The 16,617-nt window shown below is 54.0% G+C and carries 13 protein-coding genes and 1 pseudogene; 10 read left to right on the forward strand and 4 right to left on the reverse strand.

Going from position 1 to position 16,617, the window contains the following annotated elements; genetic code table 11:
• Positions 1-405: 405 nt before the first annotated feature.
• Both ampG and K5I40_RS12680 read right to left on the reverse strand, forming a co-directional pair.
• Positions 406-1,881, reverse strand: coding sequence for a muropeptide MFS transporter AmpG (gene ampG, locus K5I40_RS12675; RefSeq protein ID WP_039032376.1), 1,476 nt, complete (start codon positions 1,879-1,881; stop codon positions 406-408).
• Between the two features lie 43 nt (positions 1,882-1,924).
• Entirely contained in the window at positions 1,925-2,503 is a 579-nt protein-coding gene (locus tag K5I40_RS12680; RefSeq protein WP_039032377.1) for a lipoprotein, read from the reverse strand.
• Positions 2,504-2,807: 304 nt separating this feature from the next.
• Here K5I40_RS12680 and bolA point away from each other — a divergent pair, with 304 nt between their 5' ends.
• The 9 genes and pseudogenes from bolA to K5I40_RS12725 all read left to right on the forward strand — a co-directional run bounded on the left by bolA (position 2,808) and on the right by K5I40_RS12725 (position 13,157).
• Positions 2,808-3,125, forward strand: a complete 318-nt coding sequence (gene bolA / locus K5I40_RS12685; RefSeq protein WP_039032378.1) for a transcriptional regulator BolA — start codon at positions 2,808-2,810, stop codon at positions 3,123-3,125.
• 331 nt (positions 3,126-3,456) lie between these two features.
• On the forward strand, positions 3,457-4,755 hold the full coding sequence (tig, locus tag K5I40_RS12690; RefSeq protein WP_039032379.1) for a trigger factor: 1,299 nt from the start codon (positions 3,457-3,459) through the stop codon (positions 4,753-4,755).
• Between the two features lie 260 nt (positions 4,756-5,015).
• Positions 5,016-5,639, forward strand: coding sequence for an ATP-dependent Clp endopeptidase proteolytic subunit ClpP (clpP, locus tag K5I40_RS12695; RefSeq protein WP_032616835.1), 624 nt, complete (start codon positions 5,016-5,018; stop codon positions 5,637-5,639).
• 127 nt (positions 5,640-5,766) lie between these two features.
• Complete coding sequence (gene clpX / locus K5I40_RS12700; protein ID WP_039032380.1) at positions 5,767-7,041, forward strand: ATP-dependent protease ATP-binding subunit ClpX; 1,275 nt, start codon at positions 5,767-5,769, stop codon at positions 7,039-7,041.
• Between the two features lie 256 nt (positions 7,042-7,297).
• Positions 7,298-9,579: pseudogene (gene lon / locus K5I40_RS12705) on the forward strand (endopeptidase La).
• Between the two features lie 210 nt (positions 9,580-9,789).
• Positions 9,790-10,062, forward strand: coding sequence for a nucleoid-associated protein HU-beta (gene hupB, locus K5I40_RS12710; RefSeq protein WP_002444653.1), 273 nt, complete (start codon positions 9,790-9,792; stop codon positions 10,060-10,062).
• Between the two features lie 211 nt (positions 10,063-10,273).
• Positions 10,274-12,145 (forward strand): peptidylprolyl isomerase, encoded by a 1,872-nt coding sequence (ppiD, locus tag K5I40_RS12715; RefSeq protein ID WP_223074662.1) that lies wholly within the window; start codon positions 10,274-10,276, stop codon positions 12,143-12,145.
• Positions 12,146-12,293: 148 nt separating this feature from the next.
• Complete coding sequence (locus tag K5I40_RS12720) at positions 12,294-12,662, forward strand: helix-hairpin-helix domain-containing protein (protein ID WP_223074663.1); 369 nt, start codon at positions 12,294-12,296, stop codon at positions 12,660-12,662.
• Between the two features lie 96 nt (positions 12,663-12,758).
• Positions 12,759-13,157 (forward strand): YbgC/FadM family acyl-CoA thioesterase, encoded by a 399-nt coding sequence (locus tag K5I40_RS12725; protein ID WP_039032384.1) that lies wholly within the window; start codon positions 12,759-12,761, stop codon positions 13,155-13,157.
• 54 nt (positions 13,158-13,211) lie between these two features.
• Here K5I40_RS12725 and queC read toward each other — a convergent pair whose 3' ends face one another.
• Both queC and K5I40_RS12735 read right to left on the reverse strand, forming a co-directional pair.
• On the reverse strand, positions 13,212-13,907 hold the full coding sequence (gene queC, locus K5I40_RS12730) for a 7-cyano-7-deazaguanine synthase QueC (protein WP_039032385.1): 696 nt from the start codon (positions 13,905-13,907) through the stop codon (positions 13,212-13,214).
• A gap of 66 nt (positions 13,908-13,973) precedes the next feature.
• Entirely contained in the window at positions 13,974-15,674 is a 1,701-nt protein-coding gene (locus tag K5I40_RS12735; RefSeq protein ID WP_039032386.1) for an SgrR family transcriptional regulator, read from the reverse strand.
• Between the two features lie 102 nt (positions 15,675-15,776).
• Here K5I40_RS12735 and cof point away from each other — a divergent pair, with 102 nt between their 5' ends.
• Positions 15,777-16,595: an HMP-PP phosphatase gene (gene cof / locus K5I40_RS12740; protein WP_039032387.1), complete on the forward strand. Its 819-nt coding sequence runs from the start codon at positions 15,777-15,779 to the stop codon at positions 16,593-16,595.
• Positions 16,596-16,617 lie beyond the last annotated feature (22 nt).

Raw genomic sequence — 16,617 nt, forward strand, 5'->3', positions numbered from 1 at the left:
ACATTACTGTAAACATGATTAGGCCTGTGTCAGGAACGTGTTACCGGGTTCTGCCGGATAAGTCACACATGTTGCAAAATATGACCATTTCCAGATGGGAGTCCCGTCGCACGCGGCTTATAACGAATCCAGCCCTGTCTGGGGGGCAAAAAGGGTAATTGGTATAACCATTGTGAAAAAGATACAAATAATTAACAATTAATTATCAATAAAAAGACAAACAAAAAACGGAAAATTAATCTTTCGTTTGCTGAATCGGTTAACGAAATTAGTGTTTATTACAGCTTCCAATAATTTCCGGAATTCTAAGACGCACAAAACAACAAATATTTTTTTAATAGGACAGGTTTATTTGCCGTTATAATTTCGCAGGGTGATTACAACGGCAAATAACGTTTTTTTATTTTAAGCCGCCTGGGTTTTTCGCATTGCCAGATAGTCGAGCAGTGCCCCGGTCACGATGCCGACCAGCGCCAGCAACGCCCCAACATCAAGCAGCAGCAGGGCAAAAGGCAGATCGAGTGCGGTGGTGGCATTGATAATCAGCACAACCAGCCACAGCGCCAGCATCAGACAGCCCGCCAGCAATACGCGTAAGGCGAAGCGATAGGCCGACGGGTAGAGCGTCCTTTCCATAAAGTGTTCGGTCTGCTGGGTATATTCCAGCGAACGCCGGCATATTAATAACAGGAGCAGCCCTGGAATAGCCGCAAACACAGAAAACAGATAGAACTCCGCCCAGCCATGCGCTTCAACAAACCAGCCCGCGATAGGGCCGACGTAGACCCGACCCACCGCAGAGAGCGCAGAGAGCAGGGCGAACTGCGTGGCAGAGAAGGATTTATTGCACAGGGTCATCAGCAGTGCGACAAAGGCGGCTGTCCCCATCCCGCCACACAGGTTTTCGAAGAACACCGCCGCCGCCATGCTGAGCATATGCTTATCGGTGATGGAGAGCAGCCAGTAACCTGCGTTGGATACTCCCTGAAGAATGCCGAATATCAGCAGGGCGCGGAACAGGCTTAAGCGCTGCATTAGTACGCCGCCGTACAGCGCGCCGATAATCGTGGCAATCAGCCCCAGGGTTTTGTTCACGACCCCCACCTCGCCGGCATCAAAGCCCACGCCGCGGATCAGGAAGGTCGTTGTCAGACTCATCGCAAACGCATCGCCAAGTTTATACAACACAATCAGCAGCAGAATGAGCCAGGCGTTGTTGCGGCCAAAGAAGTCGCGCAGCGGTTCAGCGACAGCCTGTTCCAGGGAGCGCGGAACGGGGATCACATCGCTCGGCTCCGGGGCAAGGAACGTGGCGATCATGCAGGGAATAAGCAGGGCGGCCATCAGCCAGTACATTCCCTGCCAGCCGAGGTATCTGTCTGCCAGCCACAGAGCCAGTCCGCCCGAGACCAGCATGCCCAGACGGTAGCCGAGCACGCTGATAGCGGCACCGGCTCCACGCTCTTCGGCTGAGAGCACGTCTGTTTTCCAGGCATCAAACACGATATCCTGCGATGCGGAACAGAAGGCGATTACCACCGCCAGCGCGGCCATCCAGCGAAGCTGTGACGCCGGTTCAAGGAAGCCCATGGCGGCAACCGCCAGCAGCAGCATCGCCTGGGTCATCAGCAGCCAGCCACGACGCCTGCCGAGGAAAGGCGGCGTGTAGCGGTCCATCATGGGTGACCACAGGAACTTAAACACATAGGCCTGGCCGACCAGAGAGAAAAAGCCGATGGTTTTAAGATCGATATTTTCGACGGTCATCCACGCCTGTAGCGTGCCGGAGGTCAGGGCAAGAGGTAAACCGGAGGCGAAACCAAGGATCAGCAGGATAGCTGATTTAGGCTGCTGGAAAATGCGTAAATATTGACTGGACATGGGTTAAAACTGACCCGACCGGGAGTCGGGTCAGCGGGCAGACTTAACGTGCGTTCTGCTTGATGAACTCGTGAATGCTGGTGTCCTGCGCCATGTCGGCGATGGTGTCGGTCAGCACGCTGTTAACCGCGTTAGCAATGTTCTGGTTGGAAGCCTGGAAGGCACCTTCAACGGAGTAACTTGCACGGTAGTTTTTGTTCATCTTATTGCCGTTCTTCGCGGTAGCGATGATGGCGATATCGGCTTTGGTGGCGATGTTATAGCGCACGTTGCCCTGAGAGACGTCTGCATACAGGTTGTTCACGATGATCTGCAGATCGACCGCGCCGCTTGGGCCAATCATATAACCGCGGGAGGTCATCTGCTTCTCAAGCACTTCCTGCAGCAGGAAACGCAGGTCGCGGGAAGCGGTCAGGGTGACCACCTGGTTGTCGCGGGTGACTTTCGCCAGCGCCTGATCGCGACGCTGATCCGCACCGTTGATGCTCACGGTCACGCCCATCAGGCTTGGATCCTGCTGCGGCAGAGTGATTTTTGGTGAAACATCAATGGTGGTTGGTGGAGTTGCGCAGCCCGCCAGCATAAACAGGGCGACTAAAGGGAAAAAGAGTTTTTTTAACATGTTCAGGCTCTCAAGGAATCGTAAGCATATATAGAAAAAAATTGCCGCCATCATAACATCGCCAACGGCAAGGGGAAGTGGTCAACGCATGTAAATTCATCGCCTTGTCTGAAAACTGACCACCTGAAACGCTTTTCCGTTATTCTGGCGACAAATCGACGCTTCCCTTATATGACTTCATACGGTTGAATGAGAAAATCAGACGAAAGCTAAATTTTTGTTGTCTTGTTGTTATGCAAGCGGTAAAAGCGGCTAACATTTAAAGGGATGGGTGACATCTCAGCGTTGTCGGAGGAGTAATTTCATGATGATACGTGAACAGATTGAAGATAAGTTAAGGGCGGCGTTTGAACCTGTGTTCCTTGAAGTCGTCGACGAAAGCTATCGTCATAACGTACCGGCAGGCTCTGAAAGCCACTTTAAGGTGGTGCTGGTCAGCGACCGTTTCGCTGGCGAGCGTTTTCTCAATCGTCACCGTATGATTTACGGCACCCTGACGGAGGAGCTCTCGACCACGGTCCACGCGCTGGCGTTACACACATATACGATCAAAGAGTGGAAGGGGTTACAGGATACGATTTTCGCGTCGCCGCCGTGCCGGGGAGCCGGGACGATCGCGTAATAAATCCTGTTTGCAACAACGGGAACTTTTCCAGTATGTTGCATAAAGAATACGTCAAAGCGGCCTGCGGGCCGTTTTGTTTTGTCCGGGTTTTGAGCCGGTGGCGCGATTTTAAGGCTAAAAATAGCCTTAAATTGTGAAAAAAGCCGCAGCAACATGCGCCAACCGTTCTCGACTCACTAAAGTGATGCCGCTATAATGCCGCGTCTTAATGAATGTCTTCGGGATGATTCTGGCGACAGGGAATGTGAATCTGCTACAAGAGAGCATCCCGGTATTGCGAGGCAAATTCAGAGTTGACCGAGCACTGTGATTTTTTTGAGGTAACAAGATGCAAGTTTCAGTTGAAACCACTCAAGGCCTTGGCCGCCGTGTAACGATTACAATCGCTGCTGACAGCATCGAAAACGCTGTAAAAAGCGAGCTGGTCAACGTAGCGAAGAAAGTCCGTATTGACGGCTTCCGCAAGGGCAAAGTACCGATGAATGTCGTTGCTCAGCGTTATGGCGCTTCTGTTCGCCAGGACGTGCTGGGTGACCTGATGAGCCGCAACTTCGTTGACGCGATCATCAAAGAAAAAATCAACCCAGCCGGTTCCCCGACCTATGTTCCGGGCGAATACAAACTGGGCGAAGACTTCACCTACTCCGTAGAGTTCGAAGTTTATCCAGAAGTTGAGCTGAAAGGTCTGGACGCGATTGAAGTTGAAAAACCAATCGTTGAAGTGACTGAAGCTGACGTTGACGGCATGCTGGACACCCTGCGTAAGCAGCAGGCAACCTGGAAAGACAAAGACGGCGCTGCTGATGCAGAAGACCGTGTCACCATCGACTTCTCCGGCTCTGTAGACGGTGAAGAGTTCGAAGGCGGCAAAGCGTCTGACTTCGTACTGGCAATGGGCCAGGGTCGTATGATCCCAGGCTTTGAAGACGGTATCAAAGGCCACAGCGCTGGCGAAGAGTTCACCATCGACGTGACCTTCCCGGAAGAGTACCACGCTGAAAACCTGAAAGGTAAAGCGGCTAAGTTCGCGATTACCCTGAAGAAAGTTGAAGACCGCGAACTGCCAGAACTGACTGCAGATTTCATCAAACGTTTCGGTGTTGAAGATGGTTCTGTTGAAGGTCTGCGTGCGGAAGTGCGTAAAAACATGGAACGCGAGCTGAAAGGCGCCGTGCGTAACCGCGTTAAGTCTCAGGCGATCGAAGGTCTGGTTAAAGCTAACGAAATCGAGATCCCGTCTGCCCTGATCGACAGCGAAATCGACGTTCTGCGCCGTCAGGCTGCACAGCGTTTCGGTGGCAACGAGAAACAAGCTCTGGAACTGCCACGTGAGCTGTTCGAAGAGCAGGCTAAACGCCGCGTAGTTGTTGGCCTGCTGCTGGGCGAAGTGATTCGTACCCACGAGCTGAAAGCTGACGAAGAGCGCGTTAAAGGTCTGATCGAAGAGATGGCTTCTGCCTACGAAGATCCGTCAGAAGTTGTTGCTTTCTACGGCAGCAACAAAGAGCTGATGGAAAACATGCGTAACGTCGCACTGGAAGAGCAGGCTGTTGAAGCCGTTCTGGCCAAAGCGAAAGTGTCCGAAAAAGCCACTTCCTTCAACGAACTGATGAACCAGCAGGCGTAATTCTGCCCGCTTCGTTTAAAGTTTGAGCGAAAAACCCGTTGCCGTCTGGCGACGGGTTTTTTTTATCACAGTTATAAATCACGAAGCGTGATAAAACGCTTTTTCAGTGTTAGCGTTACACCAAAAGATTGTTATGCTTGAAATAGGGCTGAGCCGCCCCCATTAGTGGGGAAGTAGTATTAAAGAGACTGGCTGATAATCCGTCCGCAAGGTTACAATCAGTACAGCAGGTATTTTCATTTTTTATCCAGGAGACGGAAATGTCATACAGTGGCGAACGAGATAACTTTGCACCCCATATGGCGCTGGTGCCAATGGTCATTGAACAGACCTCTCGCGGTGAACGTTCTTTTGATATCTACTCCCGTCTGCTTAAAGAACGCGTTATCTTCATGACCGGCCAGGTGGAAGACCACATGGCGAACCTGATCGTAGCGCAGATGCTGTTTCTGGAAGCGGAAAACCCGGAAAAAGACATTTACCTGTACATCAACTCCCCGGGTGGCGTGATCACCGCCGGGATGTCCATTTACGACACCATGCAGTTCATCAAGCCTGATGTGAGCACCATTTGTATGGGCCAGGCAGCATCGATGGGCGCATTCCTGCTGACTGCAGGGGCGAAAGGCAAGCGTTTCTGCCTGCCGAACTCGCGCGTAATGATTCACCAGCCGCTGGGCGGGTACCAGGGCCAGGCCACAGATATTGAAATTCATGCCCGTGAAATTCTGAAAGTAAAAGGGCGCATGAATGAACTTATGGCTCACCACACGGGTCAATCACTTGAGCAGATCGAGCGCGATACCGAGCGCGATCGCTTCCTGTCCGCACCAGAGGCAGTTGAGTACGGCTTAGTCGACTCCATTTTGACCCATCGTAATTGATGCCCACGACGCGGGTGTGCCGCTATACTATGGTAGGGCGGCACTTTGCTTACGAGCAGCTTGCGTCTGAGAATGGCATTTGCGTCGTCATGTGCGGCACAAAGAACTTAAAAAGAGGTTTTGACTCATGACAGATAAACGCAAAGATGGATCGGGCAAACTGCTTTACTGCTCTTTTTGCGGCAAAAGCCAGCATGAAGTGCGCAAACTGATTGCCGGGCCATCCGTGTATATCTGCGACGAATGTGTCGACTTATGTAACGACATCATCCGCGAAGAGATTAAAGAAGTTGCACCGCACCGCGAGCGCAGCGCGTTACCGACCCCGCACGAGATCCGTCATCACCTTGACGACTACGTCATCGGTCAGGAACAGGCGAAAAAAGTGCTGGCAGTGGCGGTGTACAACCACTACAAACGTCTGCGTAACGGGGATAACAGCAACGGCGTTGAGCTGGGCAAAAGTAACATTTTGCTGATCGGCCCAACCGGTTCCGGTAAAACCCTGCTGGCAGAAACGCTGGCACGCCTGCTGGATGTTCCCTTCACCATGGCTGATGCCACCACCCTGACCGAAGCCGGTTACGTGGGTGAAGATGTGGAAAACATCATCCAGAAACTGCTGCAGAAGTGTGATTACGATGTGCAGAAGGCACAGCGCGGTATCGTGTATATCGATGAGATCGATAAAATCTCGCGTAAATCCGATAACCCGTCGATCACCCGTGACGTTTCCGGTGAAGGTGTGCAGCAGGCATTGCTGAAGCTGATCGAAGGGACGGTTGCCGCTGTTCCGCCACAGGGTGGTCGTAAGCATCCTCAGCAGGAGTTCCTGCAGGTTGATACCTCCAAAATCCTGTTTATCTGTGGCGGCGCGTTTGCCGGTCTGGATAAAGTCATCGCTAACCGTGTTGAAACCGGCTCGGGTATTGGCTTTGGCGCTACGGTGAAAGCCAAGTCTGAAAAAGCAAAAGAAGGCGAACTGCTGATGCAGGTTGAGCCAGAAGATCTGATCAAGTTTGGTCTGATCCCTGAGTTCATCGGTCGTCTGCCGGTTGTGGCCACGCTGACTGAACTGAGCGAAGATGCGCTGATTCAGATCCTGAAAGAGCCGAAAAACGCCCTGACCAAACAGTACCAGGCGTTGTTCAATCTGGAAGGCGTGGAGCTGGAGTTCCGTGATGAAGCACTGGATGCGATTGCCAAGAAAGCAATGGCACGTAAAACCGGTGCGCGTGGCCTGCGTTCTATCGTTGAAGCAGCCCTGCTCGATACCATGTACGACCTTCCATCAATGGAAGAGGTCGAAAAAGTGGTTATCGATGAGTCCGTCATTGCCGGCCAAACCAAGCCGCTGCTGATTTACGGCACGCCGGAAGCGCAGCAGGCATCTGGCGAATAATTCACCAGACCATACAAGCAGTTAATCAAAAAGGGGGGATTTAATCCCCCCTTTTATTTTTCCGTAAACATGGCGTTGAATGTGTGGGAAACATCCCCATATACTGGATTACATGTTAATGGTTATGTGAAGCACAGTCTCATGACCAGCTTACCTGGCGGACACTAAACTAAGAGAGAGCTCTATGAATCCTGAGCGTTCTGAACGCATTGAAATCCCCGTATTGCCGTTGCGCGATGTGGTGGTTTATCCGCACATGGTCATACCCTTATTTGTAGGGCGGGAAAAATCTATCCGTTGCCTTGAAGCCGCCATGGATCATGATAAAAAAATCATGCTGGTTGCGCAGAAAGAAGCATCAACGGATGAGCCGGGTGTAAACGATCTTTTCACCGTCGGGACCGTGGCCTCTATTTTACAAATGCTGAAGCTGCCTGACGGCACCGTGAAGGTGCTGGTTGAGGGGCTGCAGCGTGCGCGTATTACCACGCTGTCGGATGATGGCGAACACTTTGCAGCAAAAGCGGAATACCTCGACTCACCTCAGCTTGATGAGCGTGAGCAGGAGGTGCTGGTACGCACCGCGATCAGTCAGTTTGAAGGCTACATCAAGCTGAACAAAAAATCCCACCAGAAGTGCTGACGTCGCTGAACAGCATCGACGATCCTGCGCGTCTGGCAGACACCATCGCAGCGCACATGCCGCTGAAGCTGGCTGACAAACAGTCCGTGCTGGAGATGTCCGACGTTAACGAGCGTCTGGAATATCTGATGGCGATGATGGAGTCTGAAATCGATCTGCTGCAGGTTGAGAAACGCATTCGCAACCGCGTTAAAAAGCAGATGGAAAAATCTCAGCGCGAGTACTATCTGAACGAGCAGATGAAGGCCATTCAGAAAGAGCTCGGCGAGATGGACGACGCGCCGGACGAAAACGAAGCGCTGAAGCGTAAGATCGACGCGGCAAAAATGCCGAAAGAGGCGAAAGAGAAAGCGGAAGCCGAGCTGCAGAAGCTGAAAATGATGTCTCCGATGTCGGCTGAAGCGACCGTCGTGCGCGGCTATATCGAGTGGATGGTTCAGGTTCCGTGGAACGCCCGCAGCAAGGTCAAAAAAGATCTGCGTCAGGCTCAGGAGATCCTGGATACCGACCACTACGGTCTGGAACGTGTGAAAGACCGCATCCTTGAGTATCTCGCGGTTCAGAGCCGTGTTAATAAGCTCAAGGGCCCAATTCTGTGCCTGGTAGGGCCGCCGGGGGTGGGTAAAACCTCTCTGGGGCAGTCCATTGCCAAAGCCACCGGACGTAAATATATCCGTATGGCGCTGGGCGGCGTGCGTGACGAAGCGGAAATCCGCGGTCACCGTCGGACCTACATCGGTTCAATGCCGGGCAAACTGATCCAGAAAATGGCGAAAGTGGGCGTTAAAAACCCGCTGTTCCTGCTGGATGAGATCGACAAAATGTCGTCCGATATGCGCGGCGATCCGGCTTCAGCCCTGCTTGAAGTGCTGGATCCAGAGCAGAACGTGGCGTTCAGCGATCACTACCTTGAAGTGGACTACGATCTGAGCGATGTGATGTTCGTGGCGACCTCTAACTCCATGAACATCCCGGCACCGCTGCTGGATCGTATGGAAGTGATCCGTCTTTCTGGCTATACCGAAGACGAAAAACTGAACATCGCCCGTCGTCACCTGCTGTCGAAGCAGATTGAACGTAACGCACTGAAAGAGAGCGAACTGACCGTCGATGACAGCGCGATTATCGGCATCATTCGTTACTACACCCGTGAAGCGGGCGTGCGTAGCCTGGAGCGTGAAATCTCCAAGCTGTGTCGTAAAGCGGTGAAACAGCTGCTGCTCGACAAGACGTTGAAGCATATTGTGATCAATGGCGACAACCTGCACGAGTACCTCGGTGTTCAGCGCTACGACTATGGTCGTGCGGACAGCGAAAACCGCGTAGGCCAGGTGACCGGTCTGGCGTGGACGGAAGTGGGCGGCGATCTGCTGACCATTGAAACCGCCTGCGTACCGGGTAAAGGCAAGCTGACCTACACCGGCTCGCTGGGTGAAGTGATGCAGGAGTCCATTCAGGCTGCGCTGACCGTGGTGCGCGCGCGTGCGGAAAAACTGGGTATTAATCCGGACTTTTACGAAAAACGCGACATTCACGTTCACGTGCCAGAAGGGGCGACGCCGAAAGATGGCCCAAGCGCGGGTATTGCGATGTGTACCGCCCTGGTGTCTTGCCTGACCGGTAACCCGGTGCGTGCAGATGTAGCCATGACCGGTGAAATCACCCTGCGTGGTCAGGTATTGCCGATTGGCGGCTTGAAAGAAAAACTGCTGGCAGCCCACCGCGGTGGCATTAAAACGGTCCTCATCCCGCATGAGAACAAGCGCGATCTGGAAGAGATTCCGGACAACGTTATCGCCGATCTGGAGATCCATCCGGTGAAACGTATTGAGGAAGTTCTGACACTTGCACTGCAGAATGAGCCTTCAGGAATGCAGGTTGTGACCGCAAAATAGTGACCTCGCGCAAAGAGCGTCAATAAAAACAAGGCTGGTGAGCTATTTCGGGCTTGCCAGCCTTTTTTTGTATAGCTAATTTAGATTGCTGATTGGGCCAGCCATCAACAACGGGTGTTGTAAGGTCATGGCAGGCCTGATATAACTGCTGCGCGGTCGCGTTGTGAAGGATTCAGACGCGATATAAATTATAAAGAGAGGAAGAGAAGAGTGAATAAATCTCAACTGATTGACAAAATTGCTGCGGGTGCTGATATCTCCAAAGCTGCGGCTGGACGTGCGTTAGATGCTTTGATTGCTTCTGTTACCGAATCTCTGCAGGCTGGGGACGACGTAGCGCTGGTAGGTTTTGGTACTTTTGCTGTTAAAGAGCGTGCTGCCCGTACTGGCCGCAACCCTCAGACCGGTAAAGAGATCACCATCGCTGCTGCTAAAGTTCCGGGCTTCCGTGCCGGCAAAGCGCTGAAAGACGCGGTAAACTGATCGCTTTCTTACTTCAGGGAAGTTGAAAAGTACAAGGGCGCATCATTTGATGTGCCTTTTTTGTTTGTCCAGACCTGATTTATGTGAGTTTATGCGAGTTGTGGGCTGACAATAGCCCCGGTTTCTTGTCACAATACGCCTTTACGCGCTGCGGTCAGGATTCCCGCCAGCGTCAGGTCACCAGTCACCTACAGCGGAGTGTGGTTACACCATGATGGACAGCTTACGCACGGCTGCTAACAGTCTCGTGCTCAAGATTATTTTCGGTATCATTATCGTGTCGTTCATTTTGACCGGCGTGAGCGGATACCTGATTGGCGGTAGTGCAAACTACGCCGCAAAAGTGAACGACCAGGAAATCAGCCGTGGGCAGTTTGAGAATGCATTTGCCGGTGAACGTAACCGCATGCAACAACAGCTGGGCGACCAGTTCTCTGAACTGGCGGCGAATGAAGGGTATATGAAGAACCTGCGTCAGCAGACGCTGAACCGTCTTATCGACGAGGCGCTGCTGGATCAGTATGCCCGTGAACTCGGTCTGAGCATCAGCGATGACCAGGTTAAGAAAGCGATTTTCGTCACCCCTGCTTTCCAGAATAACGGCAAATTCGATAACTCCCGTTATACCGCCATCGTTAATCAGATGGGGATGACGCCGGATCAATACGCTCAGGCGCTGCGCAATCAGCTCACCACTCAGCAGCTTATCAACGCTGTCGTGGGCACCGACTTCATGCTCAAAGGCGAAGCGGATGAGCTGGCGACGCTGGTTTCTCAGCAGCGCGTCGTGCGCGAAGCCACTTTCGACGTCAATGCTCTGGCTGCTAAACAGCTGGCGAGCGATGAAGAGGTCAAAAGCTACTACGAGCAGAACAAAAACAACTTCACCGCGCCGGAGCAGTTCCGCGTGAGCTACATCAAGCTGGATGCGGCTGCGATGCAGGAAAACGCCACCGATGCCGAGATCCAGTCTTACTACGATCAGCATCAGGATCAGTTCACTCAGCCACAGCGTAATCGTTACAGCGTGATTCAGACCAAAACCGAAGCCGACGCTAAAGCGGCGCTGGATGAGCTGAACAAAGGCACCGATTTCGCCACCGTCGCAAAAGAGAAATCCACGGATATCATCTCTGCGAAAAACGGCGGTGATATGGGCTGGCTGGAAGACGCGACCACCCCGGACGAGCTGAAAAATGCGGGTCTGAAAGAGAAAGGTCAGCTTTCTGGCGTCATCAAATCCTCCGTTGGCTTCCTGGTTGCGCGTCTGGATGATGTTACCCCTGCGACCACCAAACCGCTGGCGGATGTCCACGATGAGATCGCCGCGAAAGTGAAGCAGGAGAAAGCGCTGGATGGCTTCTATGCCTTACAGCAGAAAGTGAGCGACGCGGCCAGCAATGACAACGAATCGCTGGCGGGCGCAGAGCAGGCTGCAGGCGCGAAAGCGGTGACCACCGGTTGGTTTGGTCATGACAACCTGCCGGAAGAGCTGAACTTCAAGCCGGTAGCAGATGCCATCTTCAATGGCGGTCTGGTAGGCGAAAATGGCACCCCGGGCAGCAACTCCGATATCATCTCTGTTGACGGCGATCGCGCTTTCGTACTGCGCGTGAGCGAGCACAAGCCAGAAGCGATCAAGCCGCTGGACGAGGTGAAGGATCAGATTACGGCGCTGGTGAAACACAACAAAGCCGTGCAGCAGGCGAAGCTGGATGCTGAAAAGCTGCTGGCTGACCTGAAAGCCGGTAAAGGTGATGAGGCGCTGAAAGCGGCTGGCCTGAGCTTTGGTGAGGCGAAAACCCTGAGCCGTACCGGTCAGGATCCGATTAGCCAGGCGGCATTCGGCCTGAGCCAGCCGGCGAAAGACAAGCCGAGCTTCGGTATCGCCAACGATATGCAGGGCAACGTGGTCATTCTGGCGCTGGACGAAGTGAAAGCGGGCACCATGCCGGAAGCACAGAAGAAAGCGATGGTTCAGGGTATTACCCAGAACAATGCGCAAATTGCTTTCGAGGCGCTGATGAGCAACCTGCGCAAAGAAGCCAAAATTAAGCTGGGCGATATCATGACTCAGCAGTAATTACGGCGCTGCTCGCAAGTTTAAGCAACGTACTGCAATACCAAAAGGCCGCTTTCGCGGCCTTTTCCATTTCTGCAATCTGCTGTTTGTTCCTGAAATGCGGTCCGACTAAGGTGAGGGGGCTGTCAACAAACAAGGAGAAAACAGCATGAAACATGGAATCAAAGCCCTTTTCGTCACGCTTGCTATCGTCACGGCGGGGATGAGCCACAGCGCGCTGGCGGCGACACCGGCGGCCAAAACGCAGATGGCGCAGAGTAAGGCCGATGCGCCACCCGTAGCCACGCCCTCTCAGCAATCTAAGGTGGCGGAAAAGGATAAGACGCGGGTTAGCATCAATACCGCATCGGCGGAAGATCTGGCAAAGGTGATGAATGGCGTAGGAATGAAGAAAGCGCAGGCGATTGTTAGCTATCGCGAAGAGTACGGCCCGTTTAAAACGCTGGACGATCTCAGGCAGGTACCGGGTATGGGTGGGGCGCTGGTGGAGCGTAATCTTGCGCATCTGACGCTGTAATAACTTGCACAGTGGCAAAAATTTGCCAGGATAAAGAGGTCATACCAGTTATGACCTCTGAATCTTATAATTAACTACCCTGAAGGCTATTGCGCTATGCAGACCCAAATCAAAGTACGCGGCTACCATCTTGATGTTTACCAGCACGTGAATAACGCCCGCTACCTGGAGTTCCTCGAAGAGGCGCGCTGGGACGGTCTGGAAAACAGCGACAGTTTCCAGTGGATGACCGCACACCGCATCGCTTTTGTGGTGGCGAACATCAATATCAACTATCGCCGTCCCGCAGTGCTCAGCGATTTACTGACCGTGACCAGCCAGTTGCAGCAACTGAACGGTAAAAGTGGCGTGCTGAGTCAGGTGATAACCCTGGAGCCGGAAGGGCAGGTGGTGGCAGATGCGTTAATTACCTTTGTCTGCATCGATCTGAAAACGCAGAAAGCGTTGCCGCTGGAAGGGGAGTTACGTGAGAAACTGGAACTATTAATCAAATAACCCGCCGTGTGATGCCGGGCGAAGCAACGCTTTCACCCGGCAGACTGGCGCAGATTATTTCAGGCCGGTTTTCTTTTTCAGGGCCGCCATCACCCCGGCTTTATCCGCCAGATAGTGATTCAGGCCGTTGGCGCGCAGGTTACACGCCGCACACTGTCCACAGCCATCGCCTTTGATACCGTTGTAGCAGGTCAGGGTTTCGTTACGCACCAGATCCAGCTTGCCCCAGTAGTCGGCCAGGGCCCAGGTTTCGGCTTTATCCAGCCACATCAGCGGCGTTTCAAAGCGGATATCTTTAGCCATACCGAGGTTCACGGCGTGGTTGAGGGCTTTCACAAACTCATCGCGACAGTCAGGATAGCCCGAGAAGTCAGTTTCACACACGCCGGTGATCACCGCTTCGGCTTTCACCTGGTACGCGTAGATTGCCGTCAGGGTCAGGAACAGGATGTTACGCCCCGGCACGAAGGTATTGGGAATACCCTCTGCGTCCGGCTCATAGTCGGGTACCGGGATACTGTCGCGGGTAAGACTGCTCACCGCCAGTTCGTTAAGCAGGGTAACATCAAGAACTTTATGCGCCCGCGCGCCGAGCTTAACGGCCAGTTTCTGCGCCACCTCGATCTCTTCGCTATGGCGCTGGCCATAGTCAAAGGTGACACAATGGACTTCATCATATTGCTGCAGAGCCTGCACCAGACAGGTGGTGGAATCCTGGCCTCCACTGAACACGACAACAGCACGTTTCATAAGACTTCCCAACGTTGAAGATTAAAGACATATGGTAACGTCTGCCCGTGGTGGCGACCAGCTTCTTCACGTTTTCGGTGCGGGTAGCCAGGCCTCGGTAAAATCAAACCAGCCGCGCGGATTGAGCCGGATACCGTTTACCCCCGGCGGGGCGCTGATCTGGTACTGATAGTTGAACAGCGGGGTCAGCACGGCCTGCTCCATCAGGCGGGAATAAACCTCCTTCAGCGCCAGATGGCGGGCAGAGGCGTCTGGCTGCGTCTGCACCGCATCCAGAGTCGCCATCAGGTGGGCAAACTGCGGCGCGCTGAGCAACCAGGACCACAGCGTGTCGCAGCGCAACCACTGCTCAAGGGTGTACTCTGGCGCCTCGCCAATTAATCTGTCCCCCATCATGATATCGGCGTCCGCGAGCGCGGTGCAGCCATCCCAGGTTTTCGCGTCGTGAAAAATCACCCTGAGCTCGCACCCTTCCTGGGCCAGATAGCGTTTAAGCTGCTCCGCCATGGTATGCAGTTCCACCGGCAGGTGATAAAGCAGGGTAAGCGTCTTCGGCAGAACGGTTTCCTGTTCCCGGGTCCACTGGGGGATCGACCAGCCAGGCAGTAACTCCTGGGTCGGGGTGATGAGATTCTCGTCCAGCGGCAGGGTATGCAGAAGCGATGTGTGATGAATAATATCAATCACCCTGCGGGCCTGCGCTTCGCTTAGTCGGTCACTCTGCTTCAGGGTGAGGTAGCAAAAACCGAGGCTAATACTGTTACTGACCAGCCGCAGGCTGGCAAGCTCCTCCGGCTCGCCAATGGCGATCTGCACCGGATGACGACAGCTGGTGCCTAAATCCTGGTCAAAAAGCTGAGGGGTGATCCAGAATTCGATCGCTTTCAGCAGCGGATGGCCGAGATGATACTGCTCGTGGCTCTCCAGCCGGACAAGGTCGGGATCGAAGATCGCCAGGCGAAACGGTCCGCTGCCGATTAAAGGCTGTTCAGGATGGGCAAGATGGCTGCAATAGCTTGCCAGACGGTGCGCCAGCCAGTAGTCGGGGTGATGTAACACAATGGTCAGGCACTGGGGATGCGTGACCTCTATCTGCTTCACGCTGTTAAACAGTTTGCGCAGGGCGGGAAGGGTCAGCAGCTTCGCCAGCTGGCTCTGGAGCTGGGCGGCCTCGATTTTATCGCCGTTATGCCAGTGCAGGGTTGAGCGGAGGTAGAAGTGCCAGCGTAATCCGTCAGATGCGATCTCCCAGTGATGCGCCAGATCGCCCGCAGGCTCGCTGCGGGTGTCGTTGAAGCGCGTCAGACCGGAAAAGATCTGCCCCACCAGATGCTGTTCAGCGCGGCCCGGTAAAAAGCCCGGCCGGAGCGGATCGAGCGGGCGATAATATGGAATACGCAGCGTCGGGGTATCGTTCTGCCACTGTCCGCCCAAAAAAGGATGCAGCAGGGCACGCAGAGCCTGGGGGGCCAGCTGGGCCAGCGCGAGCGCGTTGTGCTGCTGTCCGCTCTTCAGCGCCTCTTCCATCATCGCGTTACGTAATGACTCCGGCGTGACGTGGAATCGCAGCTCGCCGCGTTTTCCGCGTCCGGATTGCGCGTGCCAGCTCAGCCAGCCAGCCTCCTGCGCCTGTCGCAGCAGCGTGCGCACATGCCGTTCACTGCAAAAACAGCGGCTGGCCAGTTCGGCCACGCTCACCTGCTGAGGCGCACCGGCAGAGGGCTGCCACAGGCGCTGGAACTGATTAAGTCGATTAAGCTGGCGCATCGTAAACCCGGAACAATAATTTCCATCTATTCAGTATTACTTCCGTATATAACAGGCAATACTGATGCACAAGTTAATCCCCTTCACATTTTCGGAGTTCCCATGGCGCGGCTGGCTGCATTTGATATGGACGGCACCTTATTAATGCCGGATCACCGTTTAGGTGACAAAACGCTGAGCGTCCTTAAGCGTCTGCACGAACGTGACGTTACGCTCACCTTCGCCACGGGCCGACATGTGCTGGAGATGCGCCATTTAATGGGCGCGCTCTCCCTCGACGCCTTTTTGATTACCGGCAACGGAACGCGTATTCACTCCGTGGAGGGTGATGTGCTTTATCGTCAGGATCTCGCTCCGGATGTGGCTGAACAAGTGCTGCACAGCACCTGGGATACCCAGGCCAGTATCCATGTTTTTAACGATACCGGGTGGCTGACAGGAAAAGACATCCCGGCGATGCTCGAAGCGCACGTCTACAGTGGCTTTCAGTATCAGCTGACCGACCTGCGCCGTATTCCGGCCCATGCGGTAACCAAAATTTGTTTCTGCGGCGATCATGACGATCTGTGCCGCCTGCGCATTCAGCTCAACGAGGCGCTGGGCAACCGCGCGCATCTCACCTTCTCGGCGATCGATTGCCTGGAGGTGCTGCCGGTCGGATGCAACAAAGGTTCCGCTCTGGCGGTACTGAGCGAGCATCTGGGGCTGAGCATGCAGGAGTGTATGGCGTTTGGCGATGCGATGAACGATCGCGAGATGCTGGGCAGCGTAGGGCGCGGCCTGATTATGGGCAATGCGATGCCGCAACTGATCGCCGAGCTCTCGCATTTACCCGTTATTGGACACTGCCGCAACGAGGCCGTGTCCCATTTCTTAACCCATTGGCTGGATACACCCGATCTTCCTTATTCCCCCGAATAGTGAGACCCTTCCAGCAAGCCAG

Source organism: Leclercia sp. LTM14 (genome assembly GCF_023736175.1).
Taxonomy (GTDB): domain Bacteria; phylum Pseudomonadota; class Gammaproteobacteria; order Enterobacterales; family Enterobacteriaceae; genus Enterobacter; species Enterobacter barmai.